The organism is Paenibacillus sp. MER 99-2 (assembly GCF_023714095.1).
Taxonomy (GTDB): Bacteria; Bacillota; Bacilli; order Paenibacillales; family Paenibacillaceae; genus Paenibacillus.
This window is the reverse complement of the sequence record NZ_JAMAUZ010000011.1, coordinates 1-23,030: the sequence shown is the minus strand read 5'-3', so window position 1 is coordinate 23,030 and position 23,030 is coordinate 1. Positions and strand designations below refer to the sequence as shown.

The window sequence follows — 23,030 nt, the reverse complement described above, 5'->3', positions numbered from 1 at the left end:
GCGTTTCGAAAACTTAGCTTTCCTGTACTCGCAGTACCCGCATAGCGTTGAGGACAGCAAGAACCGTGACGCCTACATCCGAGAACACCGCTTCCCACATGGTTGCAATCCCGAACACACCGAGCAACAGGAAGATGGCTTTGACACCAAGGGCAAATCCGATATTTTGCCATACAATGACGCGAGTTCGCTTGGCAATGCGAATTGCACCGGCAATCTTGGACGGTTCATCGGTCATGATCACAACGTCAGCGGCCTCAATTGCCGCATCTGAACCGAGTCCTCCCATAGCAACACCTACATCAGCCCGGGCAAGCACCGGTGTATCATTGATCCCATCACCGACAAAAATCATTTTCTCCTTCGGTGACTTGGCTGCTTCCAACTTCTCCAATTGCTCGACTTTGTGCTGAGGTAATAGTTCTGCGTAGACCTCATCCACACCCAGATCATGCCCGACTGCTTCACCTACTGCCTTCGCGTCCCCAGTGAGCATGACCGTTTTGCGTATCCCCAGCTTACGCAGTGCTCGGATTGCATCTGCAGCGTCATCCTTCACTTCATCAGCGATAATCAGGTGTCCTGCGTACGTTCCTGCCTCAGCAATGTGAACGACAGTACCCACCTTTTGCGGAGCAGTATAGGAGATGTTCGCCTGCTGCATCAGTTTGGCATTGCCCGCCAGTACCTCTTTTCCATCTACCTTAACCTTGATACCATGCCCGGCAACTTCATCGTACCCGTCCACACCTTCGGTTGGAATCTCTCGTCCCCAAGCAGCGCGAATAGATTCCGCAATGGGATGATTCGATTGGGCTTCTGCAATAGCAGCTAACCGCATAAGCTCTTCTTCCGTACGTCCGCCCTCTGGGCGAATGGCTGTAACTTTAAATACGCCTTTGGTTAGTGTGCCCGTTTTGTCAAAAACAACCACTTTTACATCGTTCAATGCTTCAAGATAGTTGCTGCCTTTTACCAAAATACCATTACGAGAAGCCGCACCAATGCCGCCGAAGAATCCAAGTGGGATCGATACTACAAGCGCGCAAGGACAGGAGATCACCAGGAAGACCAAAGCCCGATAGATCCAATCTGCGAAGGTAGCACCACTCAAGAGCAGAGGCGGAACCAATGCAATTAACGCAGCCAGGATCACAACAACCGGTGTATAGTACCGAGCGAATTTACTTATAAAATGTTCCGTTTTGGCTTTACGGCTGCTGGCATTCTGCACGAGATCAAGGATTTTGGAAACCGTCGATTCCCCGAATGTTTTGGTCACTTCAATTGTCAGCAATCCATTTTTGTTCACAAACCCACTGAGTACATCATTTCCAGGTTCCAGTTCCCGTGGTAAGGATTCACCCGTTAGAGCTGACGTATCTACCATCGAATGCCCCGCCCTCACGATGCCATCCAGCGGAACTCTCTCTCCCGCTTTTACAAGGATACGATCTCCAATCCGAACCTCTTCAGGAGATACTCGCTTTGTCTCATCCCCTGTACCAGTAAGGATGTGGGCATAATCTGGACGAATGTCCATCAGTGACTGTATTGACTTCCGCGAACGGTTAACCGCCATGCCCTGGAACAGCTCACCGAGCTGATAGAAGAGCATTACTGCGACCCCTTCTGGATATTCACCAATGGCAAAAGCTCCAATCGTCGCAACCGACATCAGGAAATATTCATCGAACACTTGACCACGTAGTATATTTTTACCTGCTTGGAGAACGATATCTCCCCCTGCAATCAAATACGCAACAATGAATAGCGCAAGCTGTGCCCATCCTTCTAATGGAGACCAGATCGCAGCCGCCATGAGAACGGAACCCGCTGCGAGCCTAGCGAGTAGCACTTTGGTCTGCCCAGCTCCATGTTCATGGGAATGACCAGCATGAGCATGACCTTCGTGACCGTGCTGGTGCTCTGCGTGAGTATGCTGATCATGATTATGGTTATAAGAATGGCTGTGATGGCTATGTTCATGAACATGATCACTGCCTGTCGTTAGATGTCCATGATCGTGTGTATGCTGATCATGGCTTCCATGGTTATGTCCATGCCCATGTGCATGACCTTGATGTTGGAGTCCGCTGAATTCGGAGCGATTAGCAGCAGACGGTTTGCCTTTTTCCGAGATACGAATATGTGGCTCTAACCGCAAAACTTTACGTTTCGCTTCCTCCACAACCTGTTCATCCATATCTGATGTTGTGTGCAGCGATAATGTTTTGGTTACAAAATTAACAGAGCATTCGGTAATACCGTTAATTTTTTTGACACCATTCTCAATCTTCAACGCACAGTTCGCACAATCTAATCCATCTAGCAGCAGTTCCCTCTTCACCTGTTCTGATCCGGTTCCCATGTGAATTCTCCCCTTTGCAGTTGCGAAACTATATCAGTTCAATTAAAGCATGCTTACACTTACCACTCCGATGACAGAATAACCTTCCGATCGCTGTTATCCCCAGATTTTTTTGATTCCCTTCTTTTAAAGGGAAAATCCGGTGATAAACGCGAACGCTCCGCTTCTTCATGTTATTTCTGTCCTCTCCGTTCTCGTGTAAAAAGTTTGTTTGAACTTATATAGCTCAAATAATTCTTTTATTATAACGCATGAGCAATCATTCATATGTTCATTTAACCTCATTATATGCATGCCTAAATACAAGTGTCAACATTCGCAATTGATTTTTCATACAAATTATGCTAATAGTAATCATTTCGCTTTAGACGATTTTTGGATATAATAGGCGTATATCGTATAACAAGTTATTTAGTGTTGATTGAATATAGGCGGTGATAGGTAATGGAACAACCGGTTAAAGCTGTATCCGAATGCGACGTCGCCTGCTCAGGTACCGAGGCAGATGTGCAGTCCATCCGTACATCTCTAATAGATCGGGAGACTTCTTCCGAAATGGCAGATTGGTTCAAGGCATTCAGTGATCCAACGCGTCTACGTATTATTGATGCTCTGTTGCAAAAGGAATTATGTGTGCATGATCTCACGGTGTTGCTTGATATGGGGCAGTCAGCCATTTCACATCAGCTACGTTCACTACGCAATATGCGCATTGTGAAGCGGCGCAAAGAGGGCAAGACGGTGTATTATTCCCTGGATGATACACATATTGAGCAGATCTTCCTGCAAACGCTCCAGCATATTAAGCATGGCTAGGTATAGCTAGGGCGTGTCTGAGAACTCCGAAGGACACAGATTTTGCCGAATTTTTGTTCCAAGCAAGGAAGTTTTCCGCAGGCGTGCCGGGGCACGTCAAGGGGAACTGACGCAGCAGGGGGCGAAAAGGCGGTAAAAGATGCACTTCAGCGAGTTTGCAGACACGCCCTAACCTGCTGAACAAACAAGAACCCCCGTCCTTCGGCAGTAAGCCGACAGGCGGGGGTTCTTGTTCATAAGGGCACCGTTTTATAGTCATCCTTCGTAATCAAAAGCGAACTTTTTGAACTTCCTCTACAATACATGTTCAAAAAGGACGGTTTTCAGTACCAAGAAGATAGGATAAAGCTAGAAATGGAGTAGCGGAGCGTAGGCAAACCTACGTGAGCAACGGACATTTCGGCTGAATCCTATCTTCGACGCTGAGATGCAATCAGGCATCCTTCGTAATCAAAAGCGGACTTTTTGAACTTCCTCTACAATACATGTTCAAAAAGGACGGTTTTCAGTACCAAGAAGATGGGATGAAGCTAGAAATGGAGTAGCGGAGCGTAGGCAAACCTACGTGAGCAACGGACATTTCGGCTGAATCCTATCTTCGACGCAGAGATGCCGTCAGGCATCCTTCGTAATCAAAAGCGGACTTTTTGAACTTCCTCTACAATAGATTGTTTTTGTTCGGGTCATATAGACCAGTACTGCTCTTGAACCAATTGAAGATGTGGGAAATACATACCTTCAATACCGCGTAACCTGGTACAGCCAGCAGAATGCCGACAACGCCGAACAGGTTACCTGAGGTCAGGATAACAAAGATAATGGTGATTGGGTGAATCTTCAATGTTTTACCCATGATCTGTGGCGAAATGAACTTGCCTTCGATCAGTTGCACAATCGTCCAGACAGCAATCATTTTGAGCAACATTACTGGTGATGTAACGAGTGCTACAATCAATGCTGGCGTAATGGCAATAGCAGGACCGAGATACGGCACCACACTGGTGAATGAAGCAATAATAGCAAGAATTAATGCATAGTCCAGCCCGATGATCATGTAACCAATGTAGAGCAGAACACCGATGCAGAAGCTAACGATAATCTGTCCACGAATGAACGAGCTGATCTGATGGTTAATATCCTCAAGCACATGCATCGCACCTGTACGGCTCTTGATTGGTAAGAAGGACAAAATTTTTGCTGGAAGCTTCTTGCCGTCTTTGAGCAGGTAGAACAGTATGAACGGAACCGTCACAATCGACAGCACAGTTTCCGTGAATACACCTAAGAAATCTCCGATTCCTGTCCACGTGTGATTCAGAATCTCCGTAGCACGCGCAGAGATTGTAGCCCATAGATCTTCGAAATTAAAATTAATCGTTTCTTGAACCTGGTTGAACATTTCACTTCCCGTAAGCTGCACAAACTTCTCTTGCACCGCTGTGCTATATGCTGGGAAGTTCGCAATTAGACCCATAATCTGATTGCGCAATACAGGAATAACAGCAAGTACGACAATGGTCAAAATACCGCCTATAGCGAGATACAGAATCAATATTGACCAGCCGCGCTTAATTTTCCACCTCTCCATCACATCAACCAGCGGATTCAGCAGATAGTACAGTACTCCAGACAAAATGATGGGTAATACAATGGTTTTGATCAACACTGCAATGGGATGAAAAACAAAGGATATCTTCGTCATCACCATAACGTTCAACCCAACCAATAACAGAATCAACAGGAATAGGACAAACTTATTATTCAAAAAAAATCGTTTGAATCGATCCGGCCAAATTCGGGGTTGTTCCGGTTGTTCCATAGACTTGTCTTCCTTTCTTCTATTGCTGATGTACGCAAACTCTGTACAAGCCAACTTATGTATGACACTCCCGATTTATACGTATCGACTCAATCTGTCGTTTCATAATTGATCGGTATACTCATTTTACCCGAAATACAACCTTCTGCCCCAAAGTGCACTTTTGCAATTAATCCCAAAAAAAGACTCGCCTCCAACGAGACGAGCCTTTAATCGGAATATTAGGTTAAATGATTAATATTGTTTTACGCTTTTCCAGCCAGTTGGGCGATCAATTCATACGAATGTAGACGCGCTTGATGATCATAGATCATGGATGTGATGATAAGTTCATCTGCTTGGGTCTGCGCAATAAATGACTCCAGTTGCCCACGCACCGTTTCAGGAGAACCATTAACGGCTGCTTTTAATGTCTGTTCTACACCTGCTCGCTCACGATCTGTCCATTTGCCTTCCATATCCGCTGGCGGCTGTACCAGTCCGGTCGTGCCACGGATAATGTTCAGGAATTGCTGCTGCATCGTTGTTCCTAACCATGCGGCTTCTTCGTCCGTATCAGCAACCACCGCATTTACACCCACAATAACATGTGGCTCTTTCAGTAGATCGGATGGTTGGAAGTTGTTTCGGTACGTTTCCAGGGCAATTCGTGTGTAATCCGGCGAGAAATGGCTGGCAAAAGCAAACGGCAATCCCAGTTGTCCTGCTAGTCTGGCACTGAAATCACTGGAACCGAGCAAGTAAATCGGAATATTCAGCCCTTCCCCTGGCACTGCTCGAACGGGAGCATGATATGAAGTCGCTGAAGCATCGAAGTAAGCTCTCAGCTCTGCTAACAATTCAGGGAAATCTTCGCCACTATTCAAGTCTTTGCGAAGAGCGAGCGATGTGCGGCGATCACTTCCGGGTGCACGTCCTAATCCGAGGTCAATCCGTCCTGGATAAAGAGATTCCAGCGTGCCAAACTGCTCCGCAATCACGAGTGGAGCATGATTAGGAAGCATAATGCCGCCAGAGCCCAAGCGAATCGTTGATGTTCCACTCGCTAGATACCCAATAACGACCGACGTCGCCGAAGACGCGATGCCTGGCATATTATGATGCTCCGCTACCCAGTAGCGGTGGTATCCCCAGCGTTCCGCATGCTGCGCCAGATCCAAACTGTTACGAAGAGCGTCGGCAGGAGTTGATCCTACCACGACTGGAGCCAAATCCAAGATAGATAGCTTAACGTCGGTAATCCGTTCTTTATGAGATGATGCTTGGTGTTCAGTGGTCATGATGAGAATGTACTCCTTTTTGAATTATATTTTTGTATATCCAGATATATAGATTAATAAGACGATAAAAAGATATGGATTACTCATAATTAGCCGTATACTTCGGACGGAATACCCGTTGCAGTTGCATTCTTGCTTCCGTCCTTGCGCACGGCTTATAACTCATGCTGCACATAATCGGCAAATTGACGAATGATTTCTTCATTGCGGCGATAATATGTCCACTGTCCCCTGCGCTCTGAGAGCAGCAATCCGGCTTTGAGCATGGTCAGTAAGTAGCTGGATATGACAGATTGAGCAAGTCCAGCCTTCATCTGAATCGTTCCGACACAGATGCCATTCTTCCCTCCATCCGGATGCTGGGATAGTTCCAGCGGCGAAAAGTGTTGCTCCGGGTTTTTGAGCCACAACAAAATCTGTCTACGTGTCTCGTTGGACAATGCTTTAAATATGAGTATAGGTTCCATGGGTACGATTATACCCCCTTTCTGCTGTTTTGCAAATGATTGAACAAACAGACCGACTCGTATCATTACGAATCGGCCTGATATACAAGCAACTTGTCATGCAATTATTTAAAATTTAGTGCTAACAGTCTGTTTCACTTGCTCCAACATCGCTTCATAAGCCGCGGTGTCCAGATAACCAATGCTTCCGAACAGCAGGTGATCCACAGCTTCGATGCCAACAAAGTCGAAGATTCCTACATCAGAAGTAACTTTCAAACCAGCTGTCATGCCGATCTGATCGTACACCTCGCTTGGCGTACCATGTGTATTGATGATTAGGCCTTTTTTGCCAGTCAGTAATTTCTCGATACCGGCTTCACCTGCTGCATAAGCGAATCCATAAGCGAACACACGGTCAACGTAACCTTTCAGGATCGCTGGAAGTCCTGTCCACCAGATCGGATAAATAAACGTAATGGCTTCGGCATCAGCAACATACTTCTGCTCTGTAGCAATGTCCTCCGGTGTTTGTCCTGCACGCATCGAAGCCGTGTCTGCTTCAGTAAGTACAGGCTGGAAGCCCAGTTTGTACAAGTCACGAACAACAACCTCATGCCCTTGTGCTTCAAGTGCCTCTACAGCCGTGTTTAAGATCGCGTTATTCAAACTACCTTCGTGTGGATGTGCATATACGATAAGATGTTTCATTGACAATTCCTCCAATTTAAGTTGAGTATAGTTACCTATAACCTGCCTGCTTACAAAACTTCGCTTCAACCACTTCGCATCTACAGCTTCTGTGCATGGATGTACACATATACATAGACATCTATGTTTGTGCATAAAAAAATACTTTGCATCCATCCGCAATGATTACATCTTGCGGACGATGCTAGACAACAGGAGCTCAAGTTGTTCTGCCTGTTCGTCGGACAGACCCGAGTATATCATCTCATTGATCTGTTTGGAGACCTGGTTAAACACCGGTTCCAGCTTCCGCCCTTGCTCTGTCAGGCGAATCATCGTTACACGGCTGTCCTCTGCACCCTTATGCCGCTCGACATATCCCAGCTTCTCCAGCTTGTTCACCAGCACAGTTACCGTGGGTTGGGTTCGCTGCACTCGCTCAGCCAGCATCTTAATGGATAGTGCCTCTTCGCGGTAGAGAAACATCAAGACGTCACCATGAGAAGGGACAATGCCCGTCACCTCATGCTGTTCTAACTCATGTACGATTCGTTTATTAACGTGATCCCTGATTCTTGCGATCAGTGCAATTGCATTATATTTTGGCATGAGCTCATTATACATAGATATCTATGCATTTGCAAATAGAATGTTTTCAGACTCCTTTATATGTCCTGAATACATATACAAACGAGCCTCTGTACCCCCTCGCAGGTTCCTACAGAAGCTCGATGCACGCCACACAACACATACATACATGTGAGCATGTAGCCATTCTATTTAGAAAGATGGTCTTATGGCATTACTCGATCCATTGTGTAATGTTATCCAGTGACTTTCTCGTCTTCTCCCGTGCTGGATCTTCTTCACGATAGCCAAATGCAGCCATCACCGAGATGTTCCATGCTCCATTCTCCAATAATCCTTCATCTTCCAGAATCTGATGCACCTTCTCATAGTCATAACCTTCAATTGGACAAGAATCGATTCCGATCAGGGCGGCAGCAGTCATCATGTTTCCAAGTGCGATATACGTTTGTTTGGACGCCCAATCAAACAAGGTACGCGGAGTTTCGAACAACCGTTGATTATTCTGGAATTTGCCATATGCTGCGCTGGTCAACTCAAATACATCATCAGGCATGCCTTTGATCTCCTTCAGCATGTACTCCGCATATGGCGAATTATAACCGGCATCCGTTCGAGCCAGAATGACCATGAAATGACTTGCCGTGGCTAATTGCTTCTGGGCTCCGGTGGACACCTCGGATAACCGCTGACGCAAAGCTGGATTCTGCACAATCAGAAACTTCCACGGTTCAAATCCAATAGAGCTTGGAGATAGACGTCCCGTCTCTAGAATATATTCAAAATCCTCTGCTGGAATGGTACGTGTAGCGTCAAACTGTTTTGTCGCATGACGGAAGTGATACGCCTTTAATACGTTTTCCTTCATGATTTCTTTGCTTGAATTCTCCACAACAATCCACATCCTTTTCTCTACTTTGTTCATTATCCCTAATCCATATATATTGAACTAAAGAATATTTACACTTGCCACTCCGATGACAGAACAACCTTTCGATCGTTGTTACCTCCAGATTTCTGATTCCCTTTTCCAAAGGGAAAGTCCGGGGATAAGCTTATGCTTCCGATGTAGCTTTCTTGATGTAGCTTTCTGTAGAAAGCTTTCAGGCGAAGCGTATGCTTTCGAAGTAGCTTTCTTACAGAAAGCTTTTAGCTTCGCTTCTCCATGTTCTTTCCATCCTCTCCGTTTTCGTGTAAATGTTTAGTTCAATTTATATAGCAATATCTTGGGACTTGGAACTCTAGGTACTATTCTAGTATTAATGTTCCCAAATAGAAAGTACGCACAATATTGTTGCTTAGTTTAAAAAAGTAAGTATAGTTGTAGCTATACGATTTGCTCCTCCGATTAAGGATCTAGAGGAACTACAGCAACGCCATGAACTCATTTTCCGACATTACCGTAAAGCCCTCTTGCCGAAGTAGTGCCGACGTAACCCCTTCTCCTGATACCTTGTGATTATCAAAGCTCCCATCATAGATCATCTGTGTTCCACATGACGGACTGTACTCCTTGAGCACAACACAGCTTACCTCCAGTTTCCTCGCCCATTCGAGCGTCTCATAGGCTCCCTTGATGTATAGTTCCGTTACATCTCTGCCACCTTTCTCGATAACCTTAGCTGTGCCATTCAGCACATCTTTACCCGTTCCACCGATAATCTCCGCGGCCTCTCGTGGTGTAACGAAACCACCCAGTAGTTATGGACAGACCATTTTGGCTTGATCCTGTTCCACAAGCTCCCGAATTCTCTCATCCAAACTTGCTGTACCGTTGTATCGACATGCTACCCCGGCAAGACATGAACTCACCAAATATCTCATCTTCTTAACTCCTTCTTCTCGTTCCATGAACTATGAAGAAGATTGTACCATATCCCATTACCTTGAGCCGTTCTCTTCATGCTGGATTCTCTCGATCATCGTTATGCGTGCATCGTGAGTGTATCGAATCTGAATTTCATCCTTTGTTCCCGATGGTTCTTCTAAATCTGTTGTGGATTTTGAATCTGTTGTACCTCCTGAATCTGTAGTGCCTTCTGGGTCTTTATTACCTTCTGGTCTGAATGAGGCCATACCCAGGTTGCTAGAATCTCGATAAAATGTGTAGTCATTCAGATCAATATTAAATATTTGTTTGACCATTGGTGCTGCATGTTGTCTGATTATCTCTTCTTCTACACCCAACAATGCCTCAATATAGTTCTCGTGATCTTCCGTTGTCTTCAACTCGGGCGTATACCCCTTATAATCCATCACCATATAATGAGTGCCTGACTTGCCCTGAGTAATTCGTACACCATAATGATCGCCAAAAGTTAAACTAATCGATTCCTCAGACTCATCATCGTCTCGTGCATAGGATACCTCACGGAGCGATAACGCTGACTCACCAGACAGTGCCTTGATAGCATCTTGCGCAGTCTGCAACATCTCCGCTGTGACTCGCTCTGTATCTAACGTCAAATCTCCCGAGACGTAAATAGCCTGATCCTGCCTCCATCTAATCTCACCATAGGACTTATCCTTTTGCAGTGTTAATGATGTATGCATGATGGGCATCGCCTGACCTTTCTTCATTATGGCGCTCCGTAGCACCCGCACAGGCTTCATGCTACTGTCACTGCCGATGTCTGCCAATAACCCTGGAATCTGGCGTACGAATCGATGCTCCAGCCGATCTCCCGGAATCTCACCTCTCATATTCAGCTCAACCAAGTCTCCTGTCTCTCCATCCAGCCACATCTGAGCATAATCTGTTTCTAGCTCCTGCCCTGCCTCGACGTAGACCCACCCAGTAATTGGACCCTTCTTCGCGAGGGTCACTTGTAATTGCTTGCCAAGGTAGTCTCTCATCGTTACCGCAACCGTTCTTTTCATTTTGTCCGTTAGCAGGCTCATGCTAGGATCATCTGACAATTGCAATGATGCTGTAGGATAGAACCGCTCCACCACAGGTTCAACGATCTGCCCATTCCAGAGAATAAATGAACCAGCTAACGCGGCAACCACGACTCCACCGATAACCGATCCTGAACGAAGACGACGTTTGCGTGGATTGATAGGATCATTTGGTATACTCCCATGAGGGTGACACTCACCCGTCTGCTTCGGAGTTGTCTGGCTCCAAGACACCTGTCGGAGTACATGCTGTTTATGTTTCTCTGTAAAAGGAGACTCCGCAAATGGCTCCTTATGGATTTCTTTTTCCCAATCGTCATTCGGATGTTTCATGATTCGCTTCGCTCCTTCCATTGCTTTTGTACTTTGGCTTTCCCACGTGACAACCTAGACTTCACCGTACCTATGCTAATCCGCAGCATTTCCGCAATTTCATTGGTATGAAGCTCATACTTGAGATGCAGCAGCAGAATCTCCCTGAATTTATCCGGCAGAGCCATCACGATATCCCAGATCTCATGTACATGCTCCTTGCTCAGCACTTCGGCTTCAGCAGATGGATGTGCATACGTCTCAGGGATCATTTCCCGGCCTGTTGAATACTCTTGTTCTGTCTGAATCGATAAGGTCTCTCCCCATAAACTGCTGCGAAAAAATCTCGATTTGCGGTATGTAAATGTCGTATTTCTTGTGATGGTCAGTAGCCATGTCTTTAATGAGCTTTCCCCGCGAAAATGGGCAATCCCGGAGTATGCTCGGATAAATACTTCCTGCGACACCTCATCTGCCAGCTCCGTGCTTTTGGTCAGAAAGTACACATAATTCCACACATCATTACCATAGTCATCCATCATGTGACTTAACGTGTAATTGTCGATCGTCTGGGCATATGCCAGAAATTGATAGTCCAACTGTTGTTCACCTCACATAATAAGACTGAGCCCAATGGAGTTTGGTTCCCCAGTTCCCTAAACTTTTCCTTACACCATTAATTCAAGCTGCCTTCGATATTAAAATAAATAGTGTCCACACACTCTACCACAGGTAGAACATTTTCAGAGGAAATTGCTAAACAATCGCATCCTGTGATATTATACAGAACGAACGTTCAGTATAACATCATATAGAATGAACATTCAGTTTATTAACGGAGGTCAACATGAATACGAACTGGTCTCACCCGCTTGAGCAACAAACTGTAAGACAGGCTTTTATACGCTATCTTGTGCCCTCAATTCTTGGCATGTTAGTCGTTGGCTTCAACTTTATTATTGATGGCATTATGGTAGGTCATAAGCTCGGCTCCACGGCTTTAGCTGGAATCGGAATTGCTTCGCCGGTCTATACGTTATTTGTTGCGATGTCCCTCTGGATCGGTATGGGCGGTGCCACACTGTATTCCACACATATGGGTGAGAAGGATCTCCTGAAGGCCAAACAGATCTTCTCCAAATCCATCACTATTATTTTGCTGGCAACTCTTGTGATTGGACTTACAGCGTTTAGCTTCAAAGACGCATTGGTCTACGCCCTTGGCGCGAATGCAGAAACTTTCCCTCATGCTGCGGATTACATGAATGTCATGCTGCTGTTTGGCTTTGTATTTACGATAGAAAATGCACTGAGTATTTTTGTGCGCAATGATGGTAATCCGAATACGTCAATGTACGCACAGATCACCTTTGCTGTGGCAAATATCGTCATCAATTATGTGATGTTATATATACTGGAGTGGGGTGTTCGAGGCGTAGCTCTGGGGACGATTATATCGGCTTTCCTGGCTTTACTTGTTCTGTTAACTCACTTTTTCAAAAAAACAAACCATCTCACCTTCACTCGTTTCAAGTGGAACTGGAAGTTGCTGTCTGCCATTGCACTTATCGGGTTCCCCAGCTTTCTAGCTGAACTCGGTATGTCCGTCTTTTCCGTTTCCCACAATGTATCACTCGAACGAATTGCAGGAACAGATGGCGTCGCATCATTTACCGTATTGAACTATATTCACGGGGTTGTCTTACTGGCATTTCTGGGGCTCGCTTCGGCTGCTCAGCCTCTCATCAGTTATTATCATGGTGCGAAGCAGAGAGATCGGGAGAAGCAGGCTGTACGTTTGGCGGGATGGACGGCTGGGATATGCGGTGTTTTGTTACTGCTCATCGTACAGATCGGTGCGTCTTACTTTGTGCAAATCTTCGGTAATTTCAGCTCGACTGTCACAGATAATGCGATCTACGGCTTAAGAATATTTACGTTTGCTTACCTCTTCATGGGGATTAACTTTGTGATGAGCACATACTTTCAATCGATTGGAAACGCCAAAATGGCGATCTGGATTACAGCCGCACGCGAGATGATCATTATGATTGCATTGATTGCACTGCTTCCTGCGTTCTTCGGCATTACAGGAATCTGGCTGGCTGTGCCGCTATCTGAGCTGCTCGTTCTCATTTCAATAACCATCTATTATAGAAAACGTTCATTGGCTGAACGATTAAGCCAGCTAAGCATCCACAATTAATCTATCGATATTGGTGCAACTAAGAAAAATTACACATACCGCTTCGATGACAGAATTACCTTGCAATCGCTGTATAGAGGTTTGAATAGTCATTTGCCCGTGCCACTTTAACGAAACAGGGTACTCCCACACCTAACTGGAGTACCCTGTTTCTATGTATTACGCTGTGCTACCCACTAGATGACCTCAAGAAAGGCTCTCTAAATTCGAATATCAAACCTACCATTGCTGTCTGTTGTGGCATTCGCAATTTGTTGCGGCGAAGCGGCTGTCATTCGATTGGCAGATGCCTCTGGTGGCGGTGCTTGTTTTTGCCCAGTTGAACCGCTACTTTGAGCGCTTTGGCTAATCTGTGCCTCAATCTGCTTAATCTGCTGCTCTAGCTGCTTGGTTTTCGTTTCTTTTGTCTTCTCATCATCTTTGCTAGATTGAACCTTCTCCAGTTCGGATTCGAGTTTTGCCTTTTGTTTCTCCAGCTGGCTGGTGCTATTAGAGCTTGAAGATGATGATGTGTACGATGTGCTAGAGCTTGTCGTGGATGAGATATTCAAGGTCATTCGCCTCCTCTTATAGTGTATGTTCATAAAGATCGGACTTTATGAACAACCTCTTATAGTGATTTCACTATACCTCTTGCGGCTTTAAGACACCTTAAAGTCAACTGAAAGGTTGCTGAATGACCTCATCCTACACATTCAAACTTTACCTAATCTCTACATTCGAAAGAGCCTCGGTTTCGGATATTTCCAGACCGTTTGCTTCAATCACCTGACTGATCCACTTCGCGCTCTCCTTCGGGGTACGCTTTTGTGTTGTGTAATCTACGTAGACGATCCCAAACCGTTTGCTATAACCAAATGCCCATTCGAAATTGTCCAAAAAGGACCACACATAGTATCCATGCAACTGTCCGCCTTCCTGAATAAACCGATGGCAAGCGACCAGGTGATCTTGGATATACTGCTGCCGGCTCTCATCCTTAACGGCGCCATGTTCCAGCTCATCCTTCATTGCAGCGCCGTTCTCGGTAATCAGGATCGGTAGACCTTGAGTAAAATCACGCTGAACCCGCGTCAATAAGCGATATAACGAATCGGGATGGATTTCCCAACCCATATCGGTAACTGGCTCTGTGAACAGCACCTGCTCTGCCTGCAACAAGCTATGGTCAAAAGCTGCTTTGATTACACTTCGTGCATAATAGTTGATGCCGAGGAAATCACCCGGCTGATGAATTCGTTCGAGATCCCCCTCGTGGACAAAATCCATCCCTTGCGCCTGATCACCGTACCATGCCACCATATCCTGCGGATACCTTCCATGGAAGATCGGCTCAGCGAACCAACGGTTCAGGAAGCCATCCCGCCGTGCAGCGGCGGCAACATCTTCCGAAGTATCCGAAGCAGGATCAACGTACTCCATATTCAATGTAATACCGATCTGACCAGTTAACCCCTTCTCCCGATGAAGCTCCATCGCAATACCGTGACTGAGCAAGAGGTGATGTGCTGCCGTAAACGCTTCATACCAGTTCTGGTGTCCAGGTGCATGATCTCCCGTACCATAGCCCAGAATAGAGGCACAATAAGGCTCATTAATGGTATTCCACCAGCCTACTCGTGATCCGAAACGCTCCATAACGACCGAAGCATATTCGCGGAAATGTGCCAACACCGCCCGGTTCGTCCAGCCTCCCTCATCTTCAATCCATTGCGGCAAATCCCAGTGGTACAGCGTAACCATTGGAATAAGACCTGCCTGCTCGATCTCATCTAGTAGGCGTTCATAGAACGCCAGCCCTTCCTCGTTGATTACGCCAGGTGCAGTGATAATGCGTGGCCAAGCAATGGAGAAGCGGTAGTGCTTGAACCCAAGCTTTTGAATGAGCGCAATATCCTCCGGATATCGATGGTAGTAGTCACACGCAACATCGCCATGATCGCCATCCACGACTTTGCCCGGTATACGGCTGAATGTATCCCATACAGACGGTACACGCCCACCTTCATTAGCTGCTCCTTCAATCTGATAGGAGGACGTGGAGGTTCCCCACATGAAATTCGCCGGGAACGGTAGTACATGCTTGTTCATCATTCAAGTCATCCTTTCACTGTATATCATCAATGACATCACTTTCTAAAATCAGACCACACGACTTCTGTTCATTCGGGTCAACGAGGAGACCAGGATTACGATTTTACGGCTCCAGCCATCGCACCACCTACAATAAAGCGCTGTAACACGACATATAGAACCACGAGTGGCAACGTTACAATCAAAATACCGCAAGCAAGTAACGGCCAGTTGTTCATATATTGACCATAGAACGTGAACAGCCCCTTGGTAACTGGTTGATAACTCGGATCGGACAAATAAATCGTCGGCCCTATGATGTCATTCCACACGCCAATGGCTGTCAAAATAACGCCTGTAGCCAAAATCGGCTTCATCAGTGGAACCAGAATGGTGAACAGATATCTCGTATATCCACACCCATCCATAGCTGCCGCTTCATCCAGTTCACGCGAGACGGATTTGATATAACCTACGAACATCAAGAAGGCAATGCCCGTTCCCGTCGTTTTTAGCAAAATATAGCCGGTCTGTGTGTTATAGAGTCCTAGACTATTAATCAACGAAAATTGCGGGATAAGCGGATTCGGAAGATACATCGAGATCAGGAAGAAGACGTACAAGAACGTACTGAACTTCACATATCTTCTTGCCAGCGGAAACGCCGCGAATATGGATAGAATCAAGGTCAACATCGTTGATAGCCCCGTATAGAGCACGCTATTCCACATATATTGAGAGAAATTCCCCCGTGTCCAAGCCTCTGTAAAATTCTCTAATCGGAAACTCTGAGCGAGCGCAACCGGATCAATCAAGTATTCCGTCTGCGTTTTCATCGATACGTTGAATAGATAGAACAGAGGGAAAATATATAACGCCAGCATTAGCAGTACGATGATATAGCTGACCGTTCGAGACCATTTGCTCTGCTTCATTACATCTCCACCTCTCTTCTGCGAAGATAGAACAAGGCCACCATTGAGATAATAAATACGAACAAGAATTGGATCATAGCCACTGCAGACGCTAAACCGTAATCCGACGTTCCACTACCAAACGCTGTAGCATATACGTCAAAGGCCAGTGTAGTCGTGTTGAACTTACCGCCTGTGAGTACGTAGATGATGTCAAAGGTTTGCAGTGCACCGATGATCGAGAGCAACATATTGACCGTAAAGGCCGGTGCAATCATCGGGAAGGTAATATTCTTGAACGCCTTCCAGCCAGAAGCTCCATCCATGTATCCTGCTTCGTACAGGTCACTTGGGATCGATTGCAGACCTGCGAGGAATATCGTCATCGAGTAGCCCATGTACATCCAGATCTGCACAAAGATAATTAATTCAAAGGCAATATTATAATCTCCGAAAAAGTTCGAACTCGTGCCGAAGAAGTTCAATACAGACTGTGCAGGTCCACCAAGCGGATTGGCAACAAGCTGCCAGATCAGACCCGATACCGTTACCCCAAGCACGACAGGTAAGAAGAACACTGCACGATACAGATTGTCACCACGCAGCTTCTTGTTGATTAACACGGCCATGAACAATGCGACGGCATTTTGGATAATGACGACGGCAAAGGCAAAGTACAATGACCGTCCAATCGCTGCCAGCCGATCACCGGAGTTCGAAGCCCCGAAGAACGTTGCATAATTGTCTAATCCGATAAAGTTCCAGGACTGTCCCCGCACCCCCGTAGCATCGGTGAACGAGAATAGCACAGTGACAACTGATGGCCCAAAGCCAAACACAATATATAGTAATAAGGGGACACTCAAAAATAAGTACGGAATAAGGCGAGCTTTTCCTTTTCCAAAGGGATACATATGACTCACACCTTTCATCTGGTGATACGATCTATTCAAATAACGCCGGGATAACAGCCCGGCTCACCCGAAGGTATTGACCCTGAGCGCTATTCCGGCGCATTCGACACAATTACCGTACCTGATGTGCTAATTAAACGTTCAATATAAGTTCAATTAAAGAATATTTACACTAACCACTCCGATGACAGAATAACTTTCCGATCGCTGTTATCCCCAGATTTTTTTGATTCCCTTCTTCAAAGGGAAAATCCGGTGAGAGCTTATGCTTCCGATGCAGCTTTCTTTCAGAAAGCTTTGAGGCGAAGCGTATCCTTTCGAAGTAGCTTTCTTACAGAAAACTTGTAGCTCCGCTTCTTCATGTTATTTCTGTCCTCTCCGTTCTCGTGTAAAAAGTTTAGTTAAACTTATATACTTCATTTACTTTATTTAGGCGCTGCCGCATCCCAGTCTGCCTGGGATTTTGCTGCGAGCTCCTCTGGTGTGTTAAGTGGTCCTGCTGGCTTCAACAGCTCTGCGTGCACACTGGATTCAGCAATGTACTGTCCTACATTTTGACGGTTGATGAATAGCTGATCCCATGAGAGCTTAAAGTTGTCGAGATATGGCTGAATTTCTTTGATGAATTCACTAGTCAGAGCGACGTCAGGTTGAGTCGGTAGGAAGCCCGCTGCATTGACAAAGTCTGTGTAGTTTTGTTTCTCAGACAACATCTCAAGCCACTTCAGTGCATATTCCTTCTTCGGTGATTTCTCAACAACCATCCAAGTCATATCATATTTACCGGCCAAATCTTTGTTTTTCGCTGCATCATCACTACCTGGAATAGGGAAATACCCGAACTTCAGATTAGGATTCGCTGTTTGAATCGTTGTTGCATCCCATGTACCATCAGCAATCATCGCAACGCGCTCTGTCGCAAACAATGTTGGCAGTGTACCATAGTCAATTCCCATAAAGCCGTTCATTGCACTGTTCATCAGATCCTGAGACTTCTGAAGCACTTCAATCTGTACTGGATCGGTCAGTTTAGTCTCTCCTGTCCACAATCCCTGGATATAACTCAATTGATCATCGTGAATGGAAGCTTGCAGTCCTTGTACCGCAAGGTTAATTGGCCATACATCTTTTCCTGCGAAGCCAAGTGGCTCTACGCCATTATCCTTAAGCACCTTAATTACATTTTGAAGCTCAGTCCACGTTGTTGGAACTTGAAGGTTATATTTAGCGAATAAGTCCTTGTTGTAGAACAAACCTGTGAATGCCACCTTACCCATGTTCACGCCATACACCTTGTCGTTGTACGTCATTGCATTCTGTACATCAACTTCATTGTAGTTTTTCACAAATGCTTGGTCAGACAGATCAGCGATTAACCCAGCATCAATCCATTGCTTCCACATTGGATCAGCTGCTCCTGGAGACCAGTCCTGTGGTGCGCCAACGAAGCTAGATTTCAGCGGGATAATATCCGCATCCCCTGATTCACCAGCATTCATCCGCGTCTGCATCAGTTGATCATACGTTGCATCGGCTGGAACCGTCGTATATTCAACCTTTACCTCAGGATACTTTTCTTCAAATTTCTTATTGAACTCCTTGATGTAGTTGTTAATATTCTCTTGCTGCCAGTGAATGATCTTAAGCGTGACCTTCTCTTTGCCGCCTTCCGTAGACGAGCCTCCCGCCGTCTCCTCTGCATTGCTACAAGCTGCAAGAACCAAAATTAAAACGGTTACAAATGACATCATTAAAAATTTTCTGAACATGTCTGTGTCCCCCAATGATTTTGAGATAATGTTAACGAAATCAGTTTCGTTGATTACTCACTCATTATGAATGCGACTTCATATTTTGTAAATAGTGGATTTTTATTTTTTTCCAAAAATAAGATAAAAACCTTGTTAAATAAGGACTTTTTTAAATAATCACTTCAAGTTACACCAAACTAAAAAACCCGAAAACCCGTCTAAACACATACGAAATTACATATACTTCAGTCATCTAACATGTTGCTTTTTGCAGACAAACCTTATAGTAATACTGATAAAAGCACTACTGTTTCGTAAAAAAACTCTATAATTCTACTAGAACCCTGCCGTTTCTTCTGATTAACAAAGCTATTTATATTCATAAACCTGAAGCATATATAGAGTATTGTCCCTTATTTATAAGGTGTAACGGTTGACTCAGCTGGCATTGTAGCATAAAATACAGGCAGGAAAGTGAAAACTTACACAACTAAATCTAGCGAAACCAGTTTAGAAGCCGGAGGATGTTTAATGAATATCAAAACGATTGCCAATATAGCCGGCGTCTCTGTGGCGACAGTCTCCAAAATAATTAATAACTATTCCGATATTAGCGAAGAGACCCGTCAGCGTGTACTTAAAATTATGGATGAGAACGGGTATCGTCCTTCCTCCTCTGCCAAAACACTGGCTACCAAGAAATCCAATCTTGTTGGTGTAGTATTCGCCGGTAAGCTCAATGTGGATTTCAGCCACCCATTCTTCGTGCAAGTCATTAACACATTTAAGAAACAAATAGGCTTGCTCGGTTATGATCTGCTCTTCTTTTCTAACGAAAAATTTCTTGATCAGGGAGAAGATTATTTAGCTAGATCCAAATATTTTCAAGTGGATGGCTGCATCATCATTGCGGGTGATGAAGTGGAAAGTAGTGTGTACGACCTGGATGCAAGTCCAATTCCCTGCATTGGCATTGACATTGAATTAACGGGGCAAGGTTCTTGTTACATCATGTCAGACAATGAGAAAATCTCCCCAAAGGTCGTTGAGCATTTCTATATGAACGGTTACCGGGACATTGGCTTTATCGGTCTACAGCGTGCTTCACTCGTCATGCAGCAGCGTGAGGATGCCTTCAAGCGTTCACTTAAACAGTTTAGTCTGGATACCAAGCCTGAATGGATGGTGTACAGCAAGGATTATGCTGCTGAGGATGGCTATCAGGCCGCGAAGGAAATGCTGGCTCATGGCGAGCTGCCTCGTGCTGTATTTGCAGCCACAGATCTTCTGGCATTCGGCGCGATGCGTGCTTTCAAGGAAGCAGGACTCCGCATTCCTGAAGACATTGCCATTGCGGGATGTGATGATATTGAAGCTTGCCGCTACACAGATCCACCGCTGACTACAGTCAAGCAAGATACTGACAAGATTGGACGCCTGGCCGCTATGATTCTTTTTGACTTGATGAACAAGCAAATGGATAATCAATGCATCAAAGTCGAGCCAGAGCTTGTTGTACGCCAATCTTGCGGCGTCATGCTTCCTGGTATTGACGGTTAGTGCACGCACTAGGAAGAGACAATACAATTCACTCCTAGCACACGTCGCTCCGCTTCATAACGAGAGTAGTTAACTATATTAACCTTTGACTAGGTTAACTGTGTCTATGCTCATATAGGCGGATTATCTTATCTTCACACATCACAAAAAAGAAGATCATAAACGCGAATTCGTTTACGATCTTCTATGGGTATTATACGATTCCACAACGTAAGTTTTACGAGCATGCTAACAATCCTTCATCCCCACCAATCACTGATTTTTTTGAGGTTTTTGATTTTTGGTTATGGTTTTTAGATGTTTAATTTCAGTTTTAAGTTTTTAAATTTATCCACTCTGATCTTTTCTTCTATCTTCTATCAAGTTGGATCTCAAGTTCTTTTCACTCAGGTTAGTCCACTTAGACTTTATACTGAATTGTGAGTTATATTTATCTCCTAAATCCTAAGGCAGGTCTAGTCCTCGCTGTGAAGGAACTCAAGAAATTCAATGATGATCTCTGATGCTGCATCTTCAGGTGGCAAATAGATAAACTGACTTAATCTTCGAATGTCTGAGTTAAACAATTGGAGCAGTTCAACTGTAGCTTGGGGATCTTTATTTCTTGTTGCTGCTAACAGCTCTATGAACTTACTTTCTGAGATAACAGATTCAACATTTTCCTCTTCCATTTGTTCACCGCCTGTTGGCTTATATTCAGGTGACTGGCTACTTCTGCCTCCGTATACCCTTGGAAATAAATTTTATGCAGTATTTCCCTCCCATTCATAGGAAGCGTGTTAATAAGCTGTTCGATGACAATACGATCATCCACCGGTACTGTGAAGCTTTGATTGAAGGCCTCACCATCATACATAGGCAACTCCCGCTGTTTAATTTTTCTCGCCCTATACTGTACTCGCCATCCAATTCTATAAATTTCCCTCCTATATCTCTCGAAAACTGTTTGCTCATTTTGCAATGGAATAATCACTCCTTTTCGTTCTTATCTCGTACACCTATAGGGTAAATAAATCAGGTATTCTACAACTAAAATAAGAACATTTGTTCTTATTATTATATCATTATTTTACAATTATTTCTGCTAAAATGATGTAATTTCATCAATTTATATATCTATCATTTCCCATATGCGTGTCCCCTTCTTCCCGCTGTTTTCCACATGCTCTCCTGTTCTTATTGGATAATGCGGGTAGAATTCCGTGCTATGTGTGAAGCCTAATTTTTCTAAAGCCTACGTATAGAAGGTTTGTAGCTGCGCTTACTCAGATTGGCTTTTTAGCTTTCGTTCCACACCTGTAAATATTCAGTTCCAGCACAAAAAAGCCACTCATTCTGACTCATTGGATCTCGGTCATGTGATATGGCTTCAAAAAGTGATTATCTAAAAAAGTTTAAGAAACGGGTTGTAACTCCTTGTTTAAATTCCCCTATATATGCAAGGACAAAAACACAGAAAAAGGAGAGAATTATTATGGCAAACTATGAATACTATTCTTGGAAACACATCCCGGCGGCAATTGTGGAGCAGCACGTGATTAAAACCCCACTAAGTAACATTAAATCTGAAACGGTGCTTCGGCCACTGAACAAAACATCTCATGTGGGCATTAATGGCGGGTTCTTCGAAGCAACTCAAGGCTACAGCAGCCCTCCAACCGGAGGTTCCTCCATTATCTATGTCAAAGGGGAGGAGAATCAGACCGTTACCTATGAAGGTCGAACGCTGAAAAAGAACTATCTCTCGAACACTTCGGTGAGTGGTAACGAAATTTCGCGTAAAACAGCTGTTTTCTATAAAGATATGAACGGCTCACTTAGAGCCACACATTTATATGTCAAAAACCTCAATGAGGTGTACGCCTATTATCCAAAATCAACGGTGGAGATGGTCATTGGGGGCAACGATTACAACCTTGAGAACTGGGGTGGTTCCTCTATAAAAGGCGAGCTTGGATACTACCTGTCCATTCCAAGAACGATCTTAGCCTGGAAAAACAATGATGCTTACCTCATTGCAGGACAGGGAAGTGTTCCATTCATGCGAGATATTATGGATGATCTCGGTTTGAATGCAGTGAATTCCATCATGCTCGATGGATCAGGCTCTACCCAGATGCAAATCAATAATCCCAAACGTAATCCAGTAAATAGTAGTCGTTATGTATACAACATGATTCGCGTAATAACCCCTTAAAATCTTTGATCACAATAATAAATAAGAAAAAAGCACATTCGAAATTAATCGAATGTGCTTTTTAGTTGCTTGGCGGCGTCCTACTCTCCCAGGACCCTGCGGTCCAAGTACCATCGGCGCTAGAGGGCTTAACGGTCGTGTTCGGGATGGGTACGTGTGGAACCCCTCCGCCATCGCCACCAAACGCGTAGC

20 protein-coding genes, 1 rRNA gene and 1 pseudogene are annotated in these 23,030 nt (G+C 44.8%); 4 read left to right on the top strand and 18 right to left on the bottom strand.

The window, feature by feature from the left end; translation table 11 throughout:
- Positions 1–13 precede the first annotated feature (13 nt).
- The gene (locus M3636_RS26340; protein ID WP_251384500.1) at positions 14–2,371 is read right to left on the bottom strand and encodes a heavy metal translocating P-type ATPase; all 2,358 of its coding nucleotides are present in this window, start codon (positions 2,369–2,371) and stop codon (positions 14–16) included.
- 444 nt (positions 2,372–2,815) lie between these two features.
- Between M3636_RS26340 and M3636_RS26335 the strand changes: the two genes are divergently transcribed.
- Positions 2,816–3,187 carry an ArsR/SmtB family transcription factor gene (locus M3636_RS26335; RefSeq protein ID WP_128100183.1) on the top strand — a complete coding sequence of 124 codons (372 nt, stop codon included), beginning with the start codon at positions 2,816–2,818 and terminating at the stop codon, positions 3,185–3,187.
- 658 nt (positions 3,188–3,845) lie between these two features.
- Here M3636_RS26335 and M3636_RS26330 read toward each other — a convergent pair.
- The 9 genes and pseudogenes from M3636_RS26330 to M3636_RS26290 all read right to left on the bottom strand — a co-directional run bounded on the left by M3636_RS26330 (position 3,846) and on the right by M3636_RS26290 (position 11,822).
- A complete protein-coding gene (locus M3636_RS26330) occupies positions 3,846–5,006 on the bottom strand; it encodes an AI-2E family transporter (protein WP_251384499.1) in 1,161 nt (386 codons plus the stop codon).
- Positions 5,007–5,251: 245 nt separating this feature from the next.
- Positions 5,252–6,286, bottom strand: coding sequence for an LLM class flavin-dependent oxidoreductase (locus tag M3636_RS26325; protein ID WP_056697252.1), 1,035 nt, complete (start codon positions 6,284–6,286; stop codon positions 5,252–5,254).
- A 155-nt stretch (positions 6,287–6,441) separates the two neighbouring features.
- Positions 6,442–6,753, bottom strand: coding sequence for an ArsR/SmtB family transcription factor (locus M3636_RS26320; RefSeq protein WP_056697254.1), 312 nt, complete (start codon positions 6,751–6,753; stop codon positions 6,442–6,444).
- Between the two features lie 108 nt (positions 6,754–6,861).
- Complete coding sequence (locus tag M3636_RS26315) at positions 6,862–7,443, bottom strand: NAD(P)H-dependent oxidoreductase (protein WP_128100180.1); 582 nt, start codon at positions 7,441–7,443, stop codon at positions 6,862–6,864.
- A 165-nt stretch (positions 7,444–7,608) separates the two neighbouring features.
- Positions 7,609–8,031 carry a MarR family winged helix-turn-helix transcriptional regulator gene (locus tag M3636_RS26310; RefSeq protein ID WP_251384498.1) on the bottom strand — a complete coding sequence of 141 codons (423 nt, stop codon included), beginning with the start codon at positions 8,029–8,031 and terminating at the stop codon, positions 7,609–7,611.
- A gap of 193 nt (positions 8,032–8,224) precedes the next feature.
- Positions 8,225–8,935 (bottom strand): NAD(P)H-dependent oxidoreductase, encoded by a 711-nt coding sequence (locus M3636_RS26305; RefSeq protein ID WP_251384497.1) that lies wholly within the window; start codon positions 8,933–8,935, stop codon positions 8,225–8,227.
- Positions 8,936–9,375: 440 nt separating this feature from the next.
- Positions 9,376–9,834, bottom strand: a pseudogene (locus M3636_RS26300) (2-thiouracil desulfurase family protein).
- Positions 9,835–9,891: 57 nt separating this feature from the next.
- Positions 9,892–11,244, bottom strand: a complete 1,353-nt coding sequence (locus M3636_RS26295; protein ID WP_251384496.1) for a hypothetical protein — start codon at positions 11,242–11,244, stop codon at positions 9,892–9,894.
- Positions 11,241–11,822, bottom strand: a complete 582-nt coding sequence (locus M3636_RS26290; protein ID WP_251384495.1) for an RNA polymerase sigma factor — start codon at positions 11,820–11,822, stop codon at positions 11,241–11,243. Before M3636_RS26290 ends, M3636_RS26295 begins: the two co-directional genes overlap by 4 nt.
- 248 nt (positions 11,823–12,070) lie before the next feature.
- On the opposite strand from M3636_RS26290, the gene M3636_RS26285 reads away from it, so the two are divergent.
- Positions 12,071–13,429, top strand: a complete 1,359-nt coding sequence (locus M3636_RS26285; protein ID WP_251384494.1) for an MATE family efflux transporter — start codon at positions 12,071–12,073, stop codon at positions 13,427–13,429.
- A gap of 200 nt (positions 13,430–13,629) precedes the next feature.
- Here M3636_RS26285 and M3636_RS26280 read toward each other — a convergent pair whose 3' ends face one another.
- From M3636_RS26280 to M3636_RS26260, 5 genes are all read right to left on the bottom strand, one after another.
- Complete coding sequence (locus M3636_RS26280) at positions 13,630–13,986, bottom strand: FlxA-like family protein (RefSeq protein ID WP_483311548.1); 357 nt, start codon at positions 13,984–13,986, stop codon at positions 13,630–13,632.
- A gap of 145 nt (positions 13,987–14,131) precedes the next feature.
- Positions 14,132–15,520, bottom strand: coding sequence for a GH1 family beta-glucosidase (locus M3636_RS26275; protein ID WP_251384551.1), 1,389 nt, complete (start codon positions 15,518–15,520; stop codon positions 14,132–14,134).
- A 98-nt stretch (positions 15,521–15,618) separates the two neighbouring features.
- Positions 15,619–16,437 (bottom strand): carbohydrate ABC transporter permease, encoded by an 819-nt coding sequence (locus M3636_RS26270; protein WP_251384492.1) that lies wholly within the window; start codon positions 16,435–16,437, stop codon positions 15,619–15,621.
- On the bottom strand, positions 16,437–17,330 hold the full coding sequence (locus M3636_RS26265; protein WP_128100169.1) for a carbohydrate ABC transporter permease: 894 nt from the start codon (positions 17,328–17,330) through the stop codon (positions 16,437–16,439). The genes M3636_RS26270 and M3636_RS26265 overlap by 1 nt, the downstream gene beginning before the upstream one ends.
- 425 nt (positions 17,331–17,755) lie before the next feature.
- Positions 17,756–19,099, bottom strand: a complete 1,344-nt coding sequence (locus M3636_RS26260; protein ID WP_145410801.1) for an ABC transporter substrate-binding protein — start codon at positions 19,097–19,099, stop codon at positions 17,756–17,758.
- 513 nt (positions 19,100–19,612) lie between these two features.
- On the opposite strand from M3636_RS26260, the gene M3636_RS26255 reads away from it, so the two are divergent.
- Complete coding sequence (locus tag M3636_RS26255) at positions 19,613–20,641, top strand: LacI family DNA-binding transcriptional regulator (RefSeq protein ID WP_145410802.1); 1,029 nt, start codon at positions 19,613–19,615, stop codon at positions 20,639–20,641.
- 455 nt (positions 20,642–21,096) lie between these two features.
- Here M3636_RS26255 and M3636_RS26250 read toward each other — a convergent pair whose 3' ends face one another.
- Both M3636_RS26250 and M3636_RS26245 read right to left on the bottom strand, forming a co-directional pair.
- Positions 21,097–21,312, bottom strand: a complete 216-nt coding sequence (locus tag M3636_RS26250) for a hypothetical protein (RefSeq protein ID WP_128100166.1) — start codon at positions 21,310–21,312, stop codon at positions 21,097–21,099.
- Positions 21,264–21,410 (bottom strand): terminase gpP N-terminus-related DNA-binding protein, encoded by a 147-nt coding sequence (locus M3636_RS26245; protein ID WP_251384550.1) that lies wholly within the window; start codon positions 21,408–21,410, stop codon positions 21,264–21,266. The genes M3636_RS26250 and M3636_RS26245 overlap by 49 nt, the downstream gene beginning before the upstream one ends.
- Positions 21,411–22,115: 705 nt before the next feature.
- On the opposite strand from M3636_RS26245, the gene M3636_RS26240 reads away from it, so the two are divergent.
- Positions 22,116–22,838 (top strand): phosphodiester glycosidase family protein, encoded by a 723-nt coding sequence (locus M3636_RS26240; RefSeq protein ID WP_251384491.1) that lies wholly within the window; start codon positions 22,116–22,118, stop codon positions 22,836–22,838.
- Between the two features lie 67 nt (positions 22,839–22,905).
- On the opposite strand, the gene rrf is transcribed toward M3636_RS26240, so the two are convergent.
- Positions 22,906–23,022 (bottom strand): 5S ribosomal RNA (gene rrf / locus M3636_RS26235).
- Positions 23,023–23,030: the final 8 nt, after the last annotated feature.

Bases quoted from the DNA above. Each gene is read 5' to 3' on its own strand.
- M3636_RS26245 (WP_251384550.1), bottom strand. From the start codon at position 21,410: ATGAATGGGAGGGAAATACTGCATAAAATTTATTTCCAAGGGTATACG.
- M3636_RS26270 (WP_251384492.1), bottom strand. From the start codon at position 16,437: ATGAAGCAGAGCAAATGGTCTCGAACGGTCAGCTATATCATCGTACTG.
- M3636_RS26265 (WP_128100169.1), bottom strand. From the start codon at position 17,330: ATGTATCCCTTTGGAAAAGGAAAAGCTCGCCTTATTCCGTACTTATTT.
- M3636_RS26305 (WP_251384497.1), bottom strand. From the start codon at position 8,935: ATGAACAAAGTAGAGAAAAGGATGTGGATTGTTGTGGAGAATTCAAGC.
- M3636_RS26340 (WP_251384500.1), bottom strand. From the start codon at position 2,371: ATGGGAACCGGATCAGAACAGGTGAAGAGGGAACTGCTGCTAGATGGA.
- M3636_RS26315 (WP_128100180.1), bottom strand. From the start codon at position 7,443: ATGAAACATCTTATCGTATATGCACATCCACACGAAGGTAGTTTGAAT.
- M3636_RS26310 (WP_251384498.1), bottom strand. From the start codon at position 8,031: ATGCCAAAATATAATGCAATTGCACTGATCGCAAGAATCAGGGATCAC.
- M3636_RS26275 (WP_251384551.1), bottom strand. From the start codon at position 15,520: ATGAACAAGCATGTACTACCGTTCCCGGCGAATTTCATGTGGGGAACC.
- M3636_RS26335 (WP_128100183.1), top strand. From the start codon at position 2,816: ATGGAACAACCGGTTAAAGCTGTATCCGAATGCGACGTCGCCTGCTCA.
- M3636_RS26320 (WP_056697254.1), bottom strand. From the start codon at position 6,753: ATGGAACCTATACTCATATTTAAAGCATTGTCCAACGAGACACGTAGA.
- M3636_RS26280 (WP_483311548.1), bottom strand. From the start codon at position 13,986: ATGACCTTGAATATCTCATCCACGACAAGCTCTAGCACATCGTACACA.
- M3636_RS26330 (WP_251384499.1), bottom strand. From the start codon at position 5,006: ATGGAACAACCGGAACAACCCCGAATTTGGCCGGATCGATTCAAACGA.
- M3636_RS26285 (WP_251384494.1), top strand. From the start codon at position 12,071: ATGAATACGAACTGGTCTCACCCGCTTGAGCAACAAACTGTAAGACAG.
- M3636_RS26260 (WP_145410801.1), bottom strand. From the start codon at position 19,099: ATGTTCAGAAAATTTTTAATGATGTCATTTGTAACCGTTTTAATTTTG.
- M3636_RS26240 (WP_251384491.1), top strand. From the start codon at position 22,116: ATGGCAAACTATGAATACTATTCTTGGAAACACATCCCGGCGGCAATT.
- M3636_RS26250 (WP_128100166.1), bottom strand. From the start codon at position 21,312: ATGGAAGAGGAAAATGTTGAATCTGTTATCTCAGAAAGTAAGTTCATA.
- M3636_RS26255 (WP_145410802.1), top strand. From the start codon at position 19,613: ATGAATATCAAAACGATTGCCAATATAGCCGGCGTCTCTGTGGCGACA.
- M3636_RS26325 (WP_056697252.1), bottom strand. From the start codon at position 6,286: ATGACCACTGAACACCAAGCATCATCTCATAAAGAACGGATTACCGAC.
- M3636_RS26295 (WP_251384496.1), bottom strand. From the start codon at position 11,244: ATGAAACATCCGAATGACGATTGGGAAAAAGAAATCCATAAGGAGCCA.